Origin of the sequence: Rheinheimera pacifica, from assembly GCF_024809855.1 — a bacterium.
In the GTDB taxonomy this organism is placed as follows: domain Bacteria; phylum Pseudomonadota; class Gammaproteobacteria; order Enterobacterales; family Alteromonadaceae; genus Alishewanella; species Alishewanella pacifica_A.
In genome coordinates this window covers 192,140-204,894 of sequence record NZ_JANUEM010000002.1, presented here as the reverse complement: position 1 = coordinate 204,894, position 12,755 = coordinate 192,140, and the positions used below count along the sequence as shown (strand labels likewise).

General features: G+C 49.4%; 15 protein-coding genes. 8 read left to right on the top strand and 7 right to left on the bottom strand.

Annotated elements, in window-relative coordinates; genetic code table 11:
* Nucleotides 1–6: 6 nt before the first annotated feature.
* Nucleotides 7–747 carry an FKBP-type peptidyl-prolyl cis-trans isomerase gene (gene fkpA / locus M2404_RS03875; RefSeq protein WP_259238413.1) on the bottom strand — a complete coding sequence of 247 codons (741 nt, stop codon included), beginning with the start codon at nucleotides 745–747 and terminating at the stop codon, nucleotides 7–9.
* A gap of 105 nt (nucleotides 748–852) precedes the next feature.
* Here fkpA and M2404_RS03870 point away from each other — a divergent pair, with 105 nt between their 5' ends.
* Both M2404_RS03870 and M2404_RS03865 read left to right on the top strand, forming a co-directional pair.
* The gene (locus M2404_RS03870; RefSeq protein ID WP_259238412.1) at nucleotides 853–1,833 is read left to right on the top strand and encodes a WD40 repeat domain-containing protein; all 981 of its coding nucleotides are present in this window, start codon (nucleotides 853–855) and stop codon (nucleotides 1,831–1,833) included.
* Entirely contained in the window at nucleotides 1,820–2,047 is a 228-nt protein-coding gene (locus M2404_RS03865; RefSeq protein ID WP_259238411.1) for a SlyX family protein, read from the top strand. The genes M2404_RS03870 and M2404_RS03865 overlap by 14 nt, the downstream gene beginning before the upstream one ends.
* Nucleotides 2,048–2,049: 2 nt before the next feature.
* Here M2404_RS03865 and M2404_RS03860 read toward each other — a convergent pair whose 3' ends face one another.
* Entirely contained in the window at nucleotides 2,050–2,256 is a 207-nt protein-coding gene (locus tag M2404_RS03860) for a YheV family putative zinc ribbon protein (RefSeq protein ID WP_092790180.1), read from the bottom strand.
* A gap of 103 nt (nucleotides 2,257–2,359) precedes the next feature.
* Between M2404_RS03860 and M2404_RS03855 the strand changes: the two genes are divergently transcribed.
* From M2404_RS03855 to M2404_RS03845, 3 genes are all read left to right on the top strand, one after another.
* A complete protein-coding gene (locus tag M2404_RS03855; RefSeq protein ID WP_259238410.1) occupies nucleotides 2,360–4,267 on the top strand; it encodes an ABC transporter ATP-binding protein in 1,908 nt (635 codons plus the stop codon).
* Nucleotides 4,268–4,281: 14 nt separating this feature from the next.
* Nucleotides 4,282–4,782 (top strand): TIGR02444 family protein, encoded by a 501-nt coding sequence (locus M2404_RS03850; protein ID WP_259238409.1) that lies wholly within the window; start codon nucleotides 4,282–4,284, stop codon nucleotides 4,780–4,782.
* A 76-nt stretch (nucleotides 4,783–4,858) separates the two neighbouring features.
* Nucleotides 4,859–4,999, top strand: coding sequence for a DUF3149 domain-containing protein (locus tag M2404_RS03845; protein WP_215398657.1), 141 nt, complete (start codon nucleotides 4,859–4,861; stop codon nucleotides 4,997–4,999).
* A gap of 9 nt (nucleotides 5,000–5,008) precedes the next feature.
* Here the strand turns inward: M2404_RS03845 and fdxA are convergent, their stop codons facing one another.
* The gene (gene fdxA, locus M2404_RS03840) at nucleotides 5,009–5,335 is read right to left on the bottom strand and encodes a ferredoxin FdxA (protein ID WP_215398658.1); all 327 of its coding nucleotides are present in this window, start codon (nucleotides 5,333–5,335) and stop codon (nucleotides 5,009–5,011) included.
* 372 nt (nucleotides 5,336–5,707) lie between these two features.
* Here fdxA and M2404_RS03835 point away from each other — a divergent pair, with 372 nt between their 5' ends.
* A complete protein-coding gene (locus M2404_RS03835; RefSeq protein ID WP_259238408.1) occupies nucleotides 5,708–7,309 on the top strand; it encodes an NAD(P)/FAD-dependent oxidoreductase in 1,602 nt (533 codons plus the stop codon).
* Here the strand turns inward: M2404_RS03835 and M2404_RS03830 are convergent.
* The 4 genes from M2404_RS03830 to M2404_RS03815 all read right to left on the bottom strand — a co-directional run bounded on the left by M2404_RS03830 (nucleotide 7,306) and on the right by M2404_RS03815 (nucleotide 11,451).
* A complete protein-coding gene (locus M2404_RS03830) occupies nucleotides 7,306–8,703 on the bottom strand; it encodes a sensor domain-containing protein (RefSeq protein WP_259238407.1) in 1,398 nt (465 codons plus the stop codon). The two genes, M2404_RS03835 and M2404_RS03830, sit on opposite strands and share 4 nt — an antisense overlap.
* Nucleotides 8,704–8,807: 104 nt before the next feature.
* The gene (locus M2404_RS03825) at nucleotides 8,808–9,200 is read right to left on the bottom strand and encodes a hypothetical protein (protein ID WP_259238406.1); all 393 of its coding nucleotides are present in this window, start codon (nucleotides 9,198–9,200) and stop codon (nucleotides 8,808–8,810) included.
* 33 nt (nucleotides 9,201–9,233) lie between these two features.
* Nucleotides 9,234–10,796 carry a GMC family oxidoreductase gene (locus M2404_RS03820; RefSeq protein WP_259238405.1) on the bottom strand — a complete coding sequence of 521 codons (1,563 nt, stop codon included), beginning with the start codon at nucleotides 10,794–10,796 and terminating at the stop codon, nucleotides 9,234–9,236.
* A 157-nt stretch (nucleotides 10,797–10,953) separates the two neighbouring features.
* Nucleotides 10,954–11,451: a hypothetical protein gene (locus tag M2404_RS03815; protein WP_259238404.1), complete on the bottom strand. Its 498-nt coding sequence runs from the start codon at nucleotides 11,449–11,451 to the stop codon at nucleotides 10,954–10,956.
* Nucleotides 11,452–11,503: 52 nt separating this feature from the next.
* Here M2404_RS03815 and M2404_RS03810 point away from each other — a divergent pair, with 52 nt between their 5' ends.
* Nucleotides 11,504–12,505, top strand: coding sequence for a hydrolase (locus M2404_RS03810; RefSeq protein ID WP_259238403.1), 1,002 nt, complete (start codon nucleotides 11,504–11,506; stop codon nucleotides 12,503–12,505).
* Complete coding sequence (locus tag M2404_RS03805; protein WP_259238402.1) at nucleotides 12,502–12,741, top strand: YheU family protein; 240 nt, start codon at nucleotides 12,502–12,504, stop codon at nucleotides 12,739–12,741. The genes M2404_RS03810 and M2404_RS03805 overlap by 4 nt, the downstream gene beginning before the upstream one ends.
* Nucleotides 12,742–12,755 lie beyond the last annotated feature (14 nt).

Below are 12,755 nucleotides of genomic sequence, written 5' to 3'. Positions count from 1 at the left end.
CCCGGATTATTGTTCTACTGTCTCTGCAGGCACAATATCCAACAGCTCTACTTCAAATACCAGTACGCTGTTTGGCTTAATAACGCCCATATCGCGTTCACCGTAAGCCAGCTCTGACGGAATAGTAAACTTAAACTTAGAGCCTACGTTCATCAGTTGTACGCCTTCTGTCCAGCCCGGAATAACGCGGTTTAACGGGAACTGTGCCGGTTCGCCACGATCCAGTGAACTGTCAAACTTAGTGCCATCGGTTAAGGTACCAACGTAATGTACTTTTACTGTGTCTGTTGCTGCAGGTTTTGCACCTTCTGCCGCTTGCAACACTTCATACTGTAAGCCTGAATCAGTAACTTTTACGCCTTCTTTCTTAGCGTTTTCTTCTAAGTAAGTTTTACCGGCTGCAATAGCCTGAGAAGCTTCAGCTTCCATTATTGCAGCTTGTTTTTCACGGAATTGTTCTTCCAGCGACGTCATCATGGTTTGCACTTCTTCTTCGGTCAGTGCAGTTTTATCAGCAATGGCGTCTTGTACACCGCGTAAAATTAATGCGCTGTCCAGCGACAGGCCCATTTTGCTGTATTCGTCCAGCGTGCTGTCCAGATAACGGCCAACAGACACACCTAAACTATAAGATTGTTTTGCTTCGTCAGTATCCAGCGCAGCTGGCTTTTGCTCTGCTTCTTTCTGACAGGCTGCAAGAGTGATAACAGCCACTGCGACCAGTGACATTTTGGTAACTAAGCGCATTCGGTTCTCCAAGATTTACGCAGCCAGGCTGCAAAAGTATGTTTTAATAGTGTCCAATGAACTGACCTATACTAACGGTTTGTGCGGATGAGGTTAACACCCGACATGAAATATCCTGTGTTTTTTCTGCTATTACTGCTTGGCGGCTGCGAAAAACTGACATCAACGCCGCCCTTGCAGCAATTTCCGCATGTCGCACAAGGCAGCTACGCCGCAGCTTTGTCAGATGATGGCCGCTACAGTGCCGTATCATCTATTCAGGATGGCGTGGCATTGTGGGATTTGCAAACCAATGCCTTAAAATACCAGTGGAAGCATAAAGACAACGCAGAAAACCTGGTATTCAGTCTGGCTATTAGCAATAACAACAGCCATGTACTAACGGCCGATCAAAATACTTATGCGCTATGGCAGGTAAGTAACGGCGAAAATGTCGGTTTTTGGCAGTTAGATGCCGCCACTGTGCGTGATGTTGCGGTATCAGACAACGGCGCACATTTACTGATTGGCAAAAGCAATGGCGGTGTGCAGCATATTACACTGGCATCCGGCCGGCGGCTGGAGTTTTTAGGCCATACCGAGCGCATTAACAGTGTAGCCATGTCACCCAATGGCCGCTATGCCCTAACCGGCGGCAATGACTACAAAGCACATTTGTGGGACACACAGAGCGCGCAAATTTTATATAGCTTCAGCCACCCCAGCCGGGTAACCAAAGTCGCGCTGGACCCGCAAGGCCGCTATGCCTTTACCGCCGACAGCCAGGATTTAGCACAAATTTGGGACATTCAAACCGGCCAATTAGTCAGTGCATTAAAATTCACCGCCCGCCAGCAAATATTCAGTGCGGTACGTTTTAGCCGCGATGGTAAATATCTGGCTACCGGCGCCCCCACGCGTAAACTGGCGTTATGGGATGTACAAAGCGGCCGCGAGTTACAGCAATGGCAGGTTGGCGTAAAACCAGACAGCCGCCCACCCAGTGCAGTAGTGCATGCGGTAGCCTTTTTAACAGATAATAAGCTGATAAGCGAAAGCTCCAGTGGCATAGCCGAAGTATGGGAAATAACACATGACACCAAGTGAGCGGGAATTACAGCTGCATATTGTTGAACTGGAAAGCAAGCTGGCGTTTCAGGAAGATACGGTAAACAGCTTAAGCAATGAATTGCTGGAGCACCAAAAACGCATAGACCGGCTAACACAGCAGGTAATGCTGCTGGCCGAGAAACTACGCAACCTGCCGGATGATCAGGGTATATTGCGACCGGAGGAAGAGCCACCACCGCCGCATTATTGATTTTATTCTGGCTTAAAAACACCAATAACCTGCTCGGCGGCGCGGCTGGCTTTGGCTATCTGCGCCTCGGGCTGCACCATCTGGTGGCCACATTCCACGCACTCGACTTTTTCTACGTTATTTTCCAAAAACAACATCAGCGTATCCATCGCTTTGCATTTCGGGCAGCTGGCACCGGCAATAAAACGTTTCTTTTTACGTGTTGTCATCTTGTATCTCATTTCTCAGTGGCAGCAATTTTATCCGGCAAGCCTTGGTTTGTTGCGGTTATACGGGTAAATTAGCAACCCAATTCAGTACACAGGAAAAAACATGATCCAACTGCAACAGGTCGAATTGCGCCGTGGTATTCAGTGTTTGTTTCAGGGCGCCGATCTTACCGTATTTCCGGGGCAAAAGGTGGGAATTGTCGGCGCAAACGGCTGTGGTAAATCCAGCTTGTTTGCCTTACTGCAAAATAAACTGCACGCCGACGCAGGCTCTGTCAGCATTCCGGCCAGCTGGCATATTTCTACCGTAGCCCAGGAAACACCAGCGCTTGACTGCAGCGCCATGGATTATGTACTGCAAGGCGACGAGCAACTGTTTCCGTTATTGTTAAAAGTGCGTACCGGTTGCAGCGAAAGTGATCTAGCCGCAATACACCTGCAAATTGAAGCCTTAGACGGCTACCGTGCAGAAGCCAAAGCCGGTATTTTGCTCGACGGCCTTGGTTTTAGCGGTGAAGCACAGCAGCAGGCAGTAAAATCATTCTCAGGTGGCTGGCGTATGCGGTTAAACCTGGCGCGGGCGTTAATGCAACGCGCCGAACTGCTGTTACTGGATGAACCGACCAACCACCTCGATTTAGACGCCGTATTGTGGCTGGAAAAATATCTGAGTAACTATCAGGGTACCTTGCTGCTAATCAGCCACGACCGCGATTTTCTCGATGCGGTAACCGACAATATTGTGCACATAGAACGCCAGACCCTGACCTTATATAAAGGTAACTACAGCCAGTTCGAGCGCCAGCGCGCCGAGCAGTTATCGCAGCATCAGGCAAACTTTGACAAACAGCAGCGCCAGGTGGCGCACCTGCAAAAGTTTATCGACCGTTTTAAAGCCCAAGCCACCAAAGCGCGGCAGGCACAAAGCCGTATTAAAGCGCTGGAGCGCATGACCATACTGGCACCGGCGCATGTAGATTCGCCATTCAGCTTTAGTTTTCGCGAACCCAAAGCACTGCCTAATCCATTAATAAAAATGGAAAATGTGCAGGCCGGTTATGCCGACAAAATTATTTTAAGCCAGATTAAATTTCAGCTACTGCCCGGCAGCCGCATTGGTTTACTTGGCCGCAACGGTGCCGGTAAATCTACGCTAATTAAGCTTTTGTCTGGTGGTATGGCACCGCAAAGCGGTGAAGTATGGTATGCCAATGGCGTAAGTCTGGGCTATTTTGCCCAGCATCAGTTGGAAACACTGCGGCCGCAGGATTCACCACTGCAGCATCTGGTGCGGTTAGACCCGTTGGTGCCCGAGCAAAAGTTGCGCGACTTTTTAGGCGGTTTTGGCTTTCACGGCGATAAAGCGCTGGAAGCCTGTGCACCATTTTCCGGCGGTGAAAAAGCCCGTTTAGTACTAGCGCTTATTGTTTACCAACGCCCCAACCTGTTGCTGTTGGATGAACCAACCAACCACCTTGATTTAGATATGCGTGAAGCTATCGTTATGGCGCTGCAGGAATTTGAAGGCGCTATTGTTATCGTATCGCACGACCGCCACCTGCTTAGCAGCTGTACCGACGAGTTTTATTTAGTTGCGAATGGCCGTGTAGCACCGTTTGACGGCGATTTAGCCGACTATTACCAATGGCTGCAACAAGACGCCCGGCAAGCAGCCAATGCCGCCCAGGCTGAGGCTACTGTTAGCAGCAACGTGGTACGTAAAGACCAAAAACGGCTGGAAGCCGAGCTACGTAATTTGCTACGCCCGATAAAGCAAAAAATAGAAAAACTGGAACAACAGCAAGAAAAGCTGACCAACGAGCTGGCAGCCATTGAGCAGAAAATGGCCGATCCGGATATCTACGACGCCAAACGTAAGGCCGAGCTAACAGAACTGCTGGCAAAACAGGCCGCGGCCAGCAGCAGCTTAAACAGCACAGAAGAAGACTGGTTTATGGCCCAGGACGAACTGGAGCAAAAAACTGAGCAGTTCTGGAGCAGTAATGCTTAATAGCGGCAGAAAAAATGCCTGAAACCATTACGCCAGACAAGTTGTGGCAGTTTAGCCTGCAGTTGTATCCGCAGGTTAAACCGCTGTGCCTGCAATGGCAGGACGAGCTTGGCGCAAATGTAAACCTGCTGCTGTTACTGTGCTACTTAGAGCGGCAGCAACGTAGTTTAAGCGCCGCTGAGCTGCAGCAACTGGCAGCCCAGCTAAACAACTTTAGTGCACAGTTTACCAAGCCATTGCGCGCACTACGTAAAAATACCGCTATTGCCGCGATAACACCGGCACAACAGCAAAGCTTAAAACAGGCTTTGTTGCAGGCTGAACTGACACTGGAACAGTTAGAACAGCAACTACTGCTGCAACACTGCCCGCCGCTAAGCAAGCAAGCCTCCCCGCTGCTGGAGCTGTATTTGGCCCAGCTTAAAGCTGATAACAACGCCGACAGCGCTATGCTGGCCGCGCAAATAATTGATCTGCGTCAAACTTACCAACGCTTAAACCAACACGGCGGCTGATCTTTGATCTATATCAGCTGAGCGAGTTATAGCTTTACCTACACTTGCCATAACAACACAGCAAGAGGGCAAGGTTATGAACCTGTGGCAGGAATTTTTAAACGATCCGGTAATTTTTATCTCTTTTACCGGTTTGGCTATTGTGATTGGCTTATGTATTTTTTACGCCGTGTACTTTATGTATAAGGTTGGGCACGAGCAGCCAGACAATAAATAAAGTGCAACATTAGCCTACATCGAGATACTGCAGTTTATCCGGTACACCATTCCAGCTATCGGCATCTGCTGGTGCTGGTTTTACTTCGCGGATATTTGGCCACAGCGCGGCCAGTTCGGCATTTAACTGAATAAAACCGTGCTGCTCTGCCGGCACCTTGTCTTGCTGCACTATGGCATTGGCCGGACATTCCGGCTCACATAGGCCGCAATCAATGCAAATAACCGGATCGATAGCCAAAAAATTAGGCCCCTCAAAAAATGCATCTACCGGACATACCGCTACGCAGTCGGTGTATTTGCATTTTATACAGTTATCCAGCACCACAAAGGCCATAGTGTATTGGTTCCTAATGTTTCAGGCTGGCGATCATACTGCAGCGCTGGAAAAAAACAAACTATCAGCTGCTATGGGGCACGAACCTGACAACTCACGCTAACACGCCGTGAACCCATCCCTGGGGCTCGATTATAAACTTCATCCATGAAGTTTATCCTATGGATCAGCAGAGCTGTTCAAATTCGCTCCCGGCGAATTTGTCAGCATCCTGGCCTGCAACGGTTAGCTTAGAGTAGTCAGGTTCTCGCTGAAAAGTCCGTCAGTTTTAAAACGAATACGGACAATGCCTCAGGCTTGGCGTAAAATAGCCGCTATCTTGTGAGCTGCCCGCTTGTTGCTGCGCAGCAATGACACCGATTTGGAACCCCTATGCTGCGCCTGACCGAAATAAAACTGCCGTTAAACCATGATGAAAATGCCATTAATGCCGCTATTGTGGCCAAACTTAAGCTAAAACCAGAGCAACTGCTTAGCGTTCATGTGTTTAAGCGCGGTTTTGACGCACGCAAAAAAACCGATATCCAGCTTATTTACACCCTGGATATCGAGGTAGATAACGAAGCAGCACTGCTGGCAACATTTGCCAAAGATCAGCATGTCAAACCAGCGCCAGATACCCGCTACAAGTTTGTCGCTCAGGCTCCGGCCACGTTAAGCGAGCGCCCTGTTGTGATCGGCCTGGGCCCTTGTGGTTTATTTGCCGGTTTGTTACTGGCACAAATGGGCTTTAAACCCATTATTTTAGAGCGCGGCAAAGAAGTACGTGAGCGTACTAAAGACACCTTTGGTTTTTGGCGCGATAAAGAATTAAACCCCGAATCAAACGTACAGTATGGTGAAGGCGGCGCCGGTACTTTTTCCGATGGCAAGCTGTACAGCCAGGTAAAAGACCCGAAACATTATGGCCGCAAAGTAATGAGCGAATTTGTTGCCGCCGGTGCGCCAGACGAGATTATGTATGTTAGCAAACCGCATATCGGTACTTTTAAGCTGGTGGCGATGGTAGAAAAAATGCGGGCAGAAATTATTGCGCTGGGCGGAGAAATTCGCTTTAGCAGCCGGGTAGACGACTTGCATATTGAAGATGGCCAGTTAACCGGCTTAACACTGTCTACCGGTGAGAAGTTGTACAGTAAGCACGTGGTGCTGGCGGTAGGCCACAGCGCACGCGATACGTTTCAGATGCTGTATGACAAAGGCGTGTATGTAGAAGCCAAACCGTTCTCTATCGGCTTTCGTATTGAACATGAGCAGTCAATGATTGACGAGTGCCGCTTTGGCCCTAACGCCGGTAACCCGATTTTAGGCGCCGCCGATTATAAATTAGTACACCATTGCAGCAATGGCCGCAGCGTTTACAGTTTTTGTATGTGCCCCGGCGGTACTGTGGTAGCCGCTGCGTCAGAGCCCGGCGGCGTGGTTACCAACGGCATGAGCCAATATTCACGCCACGAACGCAATGCCAACAGCGCTATTGTAGTGGGTATAGACCCGGAGCGTGACTACCCCGGCCACCCGCTGGCAGGTATAGCATTACAGCGTAAGCTGGAGCAGCAGGCATTTAAACTCGGCGGAGAGAACTACCACGCCCCGGCCCAGCTGATTGGCGATTTTCTGGCCGGTAAACCCTCTACCGGGCTTGGCGAAGTTAAGCCGTCTTATACACCCAATATCACCCTGACGGATTTAGCCCAGTTGCTGCCGGATTTTGCCGTTACCGCTATGCGTGAAGCCATACCGGCATTTGATCAACAAATTAAAGGCTTTGCCAAAGCTGATGGTTTACTAACCGGCGTAGAAACCCGTACCTCGTCACCCATTTGCATTAAACGTGGCGCGGATTACCAAAGCATTAATATCAAAGGCCTGTACCCTGCCGGCGAAGGTGCCGGTTACGCTGGTGGTATTTTGTCGGCCGGTATAGATGGTATTAAAGTAGCTGAGGCTGTAGCACTGGCAATGTTGGCTTAAACGGGCGCAGAGGGCGCAGAAACCCGGTGTTTTACTGCTGTAGCTTCACTTAACATGATTCTGTTGCCGCCGGCTTTTTTTGCCAGATACATGGCATTGTCGGCGCTGAGTATTAATGTTTGTACTTCTTTGCTGTGTTGTGGATACAACGCCACACCAACACTGGGTAACACCTGCAGGGCGTTACCAGATACATTAAAGGGCAGGTTTAGCGCCTGGCGGATTTTCTCTGCCAGTAGCAAAGCCAAATCTTCATTATCTATTTGCTGCAATAAGATAACAAACTCATCGCCACCAAAGCGGGCTACGGTGTCGCTGCTACGTAAGCAACATAGTATCCGCTGGGCGGTATGCTGCAGTAATTCATCACCAATATGATGGCCGTAATTATCATTAATCTGTTTAAACTTATCTAAGTCCAGATATAACAACGCAAACTGGCTTTGCTCACGTTCAGCCGTTGTCAGCGCCAGCTGCAGCCTGTCGTAAAACAGTTCACGGTTTGGTAATTGCGTTAACTGATCATACAGAGCATTGCGGTGCAGCCGGTCCAGCATTTGTTTACGCTCTATGGCTACCGCCACCTGTACGGAAACAAATTCGAGTAACTCCATTTCACTATTACTGTAACGGGGGGCGTCTGCACTGTTTTGCACCATTAGAGCGCCCATAACAGCCGTGTGTGATTTTAACGGCACACCAAGCCAGTTTATTGCGGCACCGGCTACCAACTGCTGTAATTTTGCCGGCAGGTCCGCTTTATTATCACCGGTAAGCAGCACAGTTTCTGAACGCCTGACCACCTCAGCACATAATGCCAAAATATCAAAACCTGAGGCTACTGCACTTGCTTGCAGTAGCGAGTCATAGGCAAAATCCAATTGCCCGCCGTTTGCACCTGGCAATACGATAGCAAAACGGCATATGGGTATTAAGCCAGCAATAATATACTGAATGCTGCGATATAACGCTGGTAAGTCGTCGCTGGCAAAGGCAGCTTCTGAAATAGCGTAAATTGCTGCCTGGCGCGCTTCAATTTTTTTGCTGCGGGTAATATCACGTGCTACTGCCACGCGGCGTTTATCTGTCTCTGACCAACGGGCTGACCACAGCAAATACACTGTCTGGCCATCTTTGCGGATATAGCGGTTTTCAAAATCTACTTTTACCGCACCGGCATTTATTTCACTGGCCGTTTGCAAGGTGCGGGCTCTGTCATCCGGGTGTACCAGTTCAATCATTGGCCGCCCCAGCATTTCCTGTGGGGTATAACCAAAAATACGTTCAGCTCCTGCGCTGACAAATTCAAACCGGCCATCTTTGTCCACTACGCAGATGGCATCCAGCAGTAAATCAATATACTGGCTAAGAGCTTTGTAACTGTCAGTATTCATAACACTGCGAAACTACTACAACAGAGAATTAGTTAAACCTTAGCATGGTTCGGCAAGGATATCAGGTGGTACAGGCCGGTTTACATAAAATAAAGCTAATATTCTTACTGCAGTATCCGGCATTGCATGGGCTGAGCATAACCGGCCAATTTCAACAGGGCGATATTGTCTTGTCTGTCCCACAGTATTACGACATCCTCCAGATTTGGCTGCGGGTTTACATTGGGTGTAAAGGGCAGATCGCGGGCAATAATACTCAGGTAACGGCTGTCGCCTGCTGCTTTACCCTCGCCTTCCCAACAGCCGGCATAGGCGCAGGCACTAACAGAGCCGTTGCTGGTAAATGCCAGGCTCATTGGTGTGAAATCTCCTGCCGCAGTAGCATAACAACGCCCCTCGCTGCAGCTAATTTCCAGATCAGGGTTAGTGCAATTTACTGTGGCCGCCTGCAGCGCAAAGCTGCTTAAAACTATCAATAATGCAGTAACTGTTTTCATAAAGTTTTGCCATTAAAGTTTGCTGCAGCTAATTTAAATTTTTTCCATCTTAAGCTCTTTAATTAACTGCTGGCAATTGCGCCATACCAAAGCGTAAATAGTCAGTTGCGGGTTCGCCCCCAGGCTGGTTGGCAGGATAGAGCCGTCGAATACCGACAAGTTGTGCAGTTGATGATGGCGGCCATTTTGGTTTACCACGCCGTTGGCCACGCTGGCACTCATATTACAACCGCCCATTACATGGGCTGATACTACTGTTTGCTTAAGCGCCTGCATTGGCAACGCCAATATAGCGCGCTTTGCTTCGCCCCAGTTGTTATACAGGTTGGCATCGTGATGTATTGGCAGTACCTTTTTAGCCCCGGCAGCAAATTGCAGCTCAGCCATCGATAGCAACGCCTGGCGCATACCCTGCCACAGATAATCGCTGATCGGGTAATCCAGCACCGGTTGCTGTGCTGCATCTAATTGCACCGTACCACCCTGGCTTTGCGGGTGAAAACCATCGCGCAGCAGCGCTATAGTGACCTGTAAATGGTTAAATTGCTGCATCAGCGCGGCATGCTGCCCGCCGGTGCCTGTTAACTTGGTTGCCATTAACACCGGGTGCAGCGGCGGCACTTCCAGTTTATACCCGGCTTTATCGCTGTTATCCGGCCAGACAAACTGATCAGAGTATATTGATTGCGGCGCACCGCTGTGGCCGTTAATAGCCTCTTCAAACAAAGCACCGGAAATCACTGTCGGGTGTAAATACGTATGCTTGCCTAAGCGGCCGGACGGATTGGGTACCTTTGAACGTAGCAATAACGCCGGTGAACCAATGGCACCAGCGGCAACAATATAATGTTTCGCTTTAATGCAAATACGGACATCGCTGCGCGGCTGAAAATATTGATCTACCGGCACGGCATCCAGCCCCGTTATGCTATCGCCCTGCCAGTGAAGTTTACGTACCGAAATACGCGATATCAGTGTGGCGCCAAGCGCCATCGCCGCCGGAATGGTACTTACCAGCATCGATTGTTTGGCGTTAATCGGGCAGCCCATACCGCAATAACCTAAATTGGCACAACCATTAACGTTGCGGTTAATTACCGTGTACTGCCAGCCCAGCTTTTGGCAGCCTTGCTGCAGTTTGGCGTTATTAGCATTGGGCGGCACCGGCCAGGGCTGAATATTCAGCCGCTGCTCTGCCATCGCAAAATAAGAGGTTAGATCATCAGCCCCACTAAAATTGACACCAAACTCAGCATGCCAGTAGTCTAATGTTGGCTTTGGTGTACGAATTGATGTCGTCCAGTTTACCGTGGTAGAACCGCCGACGGTACGACCCTGTAAAATACCGATGGCCTGATCGCGGGTTTTACGCGCAGCCCCTTCCTGATACAACTGAGGATAAGCCCAGCGCTCTTGCATAACAAAATCATCGCGGCTGTAGTACGCCCCTTCTTCTAACAGCAGTACCTTAAAACCAGCCTGTGCCAGTTGTTCTGCAGCAATACCGCCGCCGGCGCCAGAGCCGACAATAACGATATCCGCTGCAAACTGCCGGTTTTGCGTAAACTGGCTGGCATCAAGATGGCGAGTCATCATGTATTTATCTCACTAATCTGCTGCAATAGTTGCGACAAGGAAATTCTCACTTCGCCGCCTTCGACAGCACGTCCCTGTGCTGTCTCAGCCTCCGCGGCATCCCTGCCGCTGCTACGTAAGAACACCTTGTCACAACTTGTCGTGCCATCTGTCAAACTTATCTAAACCTTGGCGCGCTATAATCCAGCGCTTGCCAGTGCTCACTCTGGCCGTAATAGGCACCGAACAACAGTTCACGCAGGCCATGGTAGGCTTGCTGCAATAAGCACAGGTAGCTGTCGCGCCACTGGTTTAGCAACTGCAACCGTTGGCTTATCGAAAGCTGTGCTAAGGCAGTAATATGGCCGGTTAATGCCAGCTGCGTAACCCGGTTGGCCAGCAGGTTAAATAGTTGATGCAACTCCTGCTGCTGGCGCTGTGGCAAAAACGGCATAAAGTCAGAAATGGCAGTTTTAGTGCGGTTAATTTCAGTGGCAGCTAAAGTCGCATCCTGTGGCAAAGCACCGTACAATAACGCAGGTAATAAAGCAGACAGTACCAGGTCGCGGTTATCATTATGCTGCTGCAGGCTGCGCTGCCAACTTAAGCTACCGATACCTAAGCTGGTGGCAGTACCTAAGGCTATGCCAGATAAAATAAATTGCCGCCGATCCATAATGCTGCGCCTGCAGTAAAAACTCACTTATTGTTTATCAGGATACGCTACTTTGCAAGACCAGATCAGACCAGTAAGCCATACACCGTTTCAGCCTGCCTGGTGGCTGAAACATGCGCATCTGCAAACCATTTTTGCCAAATATTTAAGCCCGAAACACCGGCTGAACACTGAAGCAGAAACAATATCCCTGCCAGATGGCGATGAAGTACAGCTAAACTGGCTACATAGTAAAACCGGCAGCAACAATACCCCCATAATTATTTTACTGCACGGTTTAGCCGGTGATATTAACAGCCATTATATTCAGGCAATGCTGGCCCAATGCCATACGCTTGGCTGGACAGCGGTATTGCTGCATTTTCGTGGTTGTAACGGCAAACCGAATAAACTGCCCCGCGCTTATCATAGTGGCGATACTGCCGATACAGCACTGGTGATAACAGAAGTTAAGCGCCGTTACCCGAACCGGCCATTGGTGGCGGTAGGTTATTCGCTGGGGGGCAATGTATTGCTGAAATACTGCGGCGAGCAGGCCGGGCAAAACCCGCTATCAGCCGCCGTTGCTGTGTGCCCGCCGCTATCGCTGTCGGCCTGTGCTAAGCGCATTAATACCGGCAGCAGTAAGTTATATCAGCGCTATTTGCTGGGGCGGTTAAAGCACAGCACTTTACGCAAACTGAAACAATTTGCCGATTTTCCGCTGCCGCTAACGCCACAGCAGGTAAAGCGTTTTAGCAGCATTGAGCAGTTTGATGAATACTACACCGCACCTATTCACGGCTTTTTAAACGCAGAGGATTACTACCAGAAAGCCAGTGGCAAAGCATTTTTACGCCATATTTGCGTACCCACACTGATTATTCATGCCAAAGATGACCCATTTTTAAGCGATGATGTGATCCCCAAAGCTGGTGAATTAAGCCCGCATATTCACTACGAGCTAACCAGCGGTGGCGGCCATGTCGGTTTTGTTTATGGCAGCCTGTTAAAACCCAGATTCTGGTTAAACCAGCGTATTCCCCAATTTATTATTGAGCAGTTAGCCATATGATTATTCCCTATACCGACATCGCTGAAGATACGCTAAACAACCTGATTGAATACTATGTACTGCGCGAAGGCACCGATTATGGCGAGCACGAAATAACAATGGCAGAAAAAGTCGCTGCGGTAAAACACCAGCTAAAAAGTGGCGAAACTGTGATTGTGTATTCTGAACTACATGAAAGCATTAACCTGATGCCAAAGCAGTTATTTTTGCAGCAGGAACACAGCCAAACGTCATAATTACGACATAAAAC

Bases quoted from the DNA above. Each gene is read 5' to 3' on its own strand.
- M2404_RS03850 (WP_259238409.1), top strand. From the start codon at position 4,282: ATGCCTGAAACCATTACGCCAGACAAGTTGTGGCAGTTTAGCCTGCAG.
- M2404_RS03805 (WP_259238402.1), top strand. From the start codon at position 12,502: ATGATTATTCCCTATACCGACATCGCTGAAGATACGCTAAACAACCTG.
- M2404_RS03835 (WP_259238408.1), top strand. From the start codon at position 5,708: ATGCTGCGCCTGACCGAAATAAAACTGCCGTTAAACCATGATGAAAAT.
- M2404_RS03870 (WP_259238412.1), top strand. From the start codon at position 853: ATGAAATATCCTGTGTTTTTTCTGCTATTACTGCTTGGCGGCTGCGAA.
- M2404_RS03855 (WP_259238410.1), top strand. From the start codon at position 2,360: ATGATCCAACTGCAACAGGTCGAATTGCGCCGTGGTATTCAGTGTTTG.
- M2404_RS03815 (WP_259238404.1), bottom strand. From the start codon at position 11,451: ATGGATCGGCGGCAATTTATTTTATCTGGCATAGCCTTAGGTACTGCC.
- M2404_RS03860 (WP_092790180.1), bottom strand. From the start codon at position 2,256: ATGACAACACGTAAAAAGAAACGTTTTATTGCCGGTGCCAGCTGCCCG.
- M2404_RS03865 (WP_259238411.1), top strand. From the start codon at position 1,820: ATGACACCAAGTGAGCGGGAATTACAGCTGCATATTGTTGAACTGGAA.
- M2404_RS03830 (WP_259238407.1), bottom strand. From the start codon at position 8,703: ATGAATACTGACAGTTACAAAGCTCTTAGCCAGTATATTGATTTACTG.
- M2404_RS03820 (WP_259238405.1), bottom strand. From the start codon at position 10,796: ATGATGACTCGCCATCTTGATGCCAGCCAGTTTACGCAAAACCGGCAG.
- fdxA (WP_215398658.1), bottom strand. From the start codon at position 5,335: ATGGCCTTTGTGGTGCTGGATAACTGTATAAAATGCAAATACACCGAC.
- M2404_RS03845 (WP_215398657.1), top strand. From the start codon at position 4,859: ATGAACCTGTGGCAGGAATTTTTAAACGATCCGGTAATTTTTATCTCT.
- fkpA (WP_259238413.1), bottom strand. From the start codon at position 747: ATGCGCTTAGTTACCAAAATGTCACTGGTCGCAGTGGCTGTTATCACT.
- M2404_RS03825 (WP_259238406.1), bottom strand. From the start codon at position 9,200: ATGAAAACAGTTACTGCATTATTGATAGTTTTAAGCAGCTTTGCGCTG.